Source organism: Acinetobacter sp. Li1LvA2, assembly GCF_056156705.1.
The window spans coordinates 1-1,055 of record NZ_JBSICF010000023.1 but is presented as its reverse complement, the minus strand read 5'-3'; the positions used below and the strand labels follow the sequence as shown (position 1 = coordinate 1,055).

At 44.0% G+C, this 1,055-nt stretch carries 1 protein-coding gene; it reads left to right on the top strand.

Annotation, left to right across the window (positions count from 1 at the left end; genetic code table 11):
* Positions 1–1,055, top strand: a 1,055-nt coding sequence (gene tuf / locus ACS604_RS18910; protein ID WP_215903651.1) for an elongation factor Tu, incomplete at both ends; no start/stop codon positions are given.

The window sequence follows — 1,055 nt, the reverse complement described above, 5'->3', positions numbered from 1 at the left end:
AAGTTTGAACGTAATAAGCCACACGTAAACGTGGGCACAATTGGTCACGTTGACCATGGTAAAACAACTTTAACTGCTGCGATTGCAACTATTTGTGCAAAAACTTACGGCGGTGAAGCGAAAGATTACTCACAAATCGACTCAGCACCTGAAGAAAAAGCACGTGGTATTACAATTAATACTTCACACGTAGAATACGATTCTCCAATCCGTCACTACGCTCACGTAGACTGCCCGGGCCACGCCGATTATGTTAAAAACATGATTACTGGTGCTGCTCAGATGGACGGCGCGATCCTTGTATGTGCTGCGACTGATGGTCCAATGCCACAAACTCGTGAACACATCCTTCTTTCTCGTCAGGTTGGTGTACCTTACATCATCGTATTCTTGAACAAGTGTGACCTTGTTGATGATGAAGAATTACTTGAATTAGTAGAAATGGAAGTTCGTGAACTTCTTTCTACTTATGACTTCCCAGGTGATGACACTCCTGTTATCCGTGGTTCAGCTCTTGCTGCTCTTAACGGTGATGCTGGTCAATATGGCGAGTCTTCAGTTCTTGCTCTTGTTGAAGCGCTTGACTCTTACATTCCAGAACCAGAACGTGCTATCGACAAAGCATTCTTAATGCCAATCGAAGACGTATTCTCAATTTCTGGTCGTGGTACTGTAGTAACAGGCCGTGTAGAAGCTGGTATCGTTAAAGTTGGTGAAGAAGTAGAGATCGTTGGTATTAAAGATACAGTTAAAACAACTGTAACTGGCGTAGAAATGTTCCGTAAACTTCTTGACGAAGGTCGTGCAGGCGAGAACTGTGGTGTTCTTTTACGTGGTACTAAGCGTGAAGACGTACAACGTGGTCAAGTACTTGCTAAACCGGGTACAATCAAGCCGCACACTAAATTCGATGCAGAAGTATACGTACTTTCTAAAGAAGAAGGTGGTCGTCATACTCCATTCCTTAACGGTTACCGTCCACAGTTCTACTTCCGTACAACTGACGTAACTGGCGCAATCCAATTACAAGACGGCGTTGAAATGGTTATGCCAGG